The 323-nt window shown below is 43.3% G+C and carries 1 protein-coding gene; it reads left to right on the top strand.

The features are described 5' to 3' along the window. Nucleotides 1–315, top strand: a 315-nt coding sequence (locus HC175_RS22145; protein ID WP_369074369.1) for a lysophospholipid acyltransferase family protein, incomplete at its 5' end; no start/stop codon positions are given. Nucleotides 316–323: the final 8 nt, after the last annotated feature.

The raw sequence follows: 323 nt of genomic DNA, 5'->3' as shown, positions 1-323 counted from the left end.
AGCCAGTTTGCAGATTACCTCAACAAAAATAAACGTTCTGCCGTTATTTTTCCTGAAGGCACCCGCAGCCGTACCGGAGCACCTAAAAAGTTCGCCGTACAGGGTTTACAGCTTTTGATCAAAAAAATGCCCGAAGCCGTTATAGTTCCCATTACCATCAACAACAGCTGGAAACTCTTTCGCTACGGAAGCTTTCCCATGGGGATAGGAGTACATTTAATACTGAAGGTACACGAACCTTTTCCTGCAAATTCAGATGATCCCGAAGCCCTTGTAGCTAAAGTAGAGCGAAGCATTACTGCCGATATTATATAAAATGGATA

It is taken from the genome of Salinimicrobium oceani (genome assembly GCF_012037645.1).
Note: the sequence above shows the minus strand (reverse complement) of the source record. Positions and strands in the feature narration are given on the sequence as shown.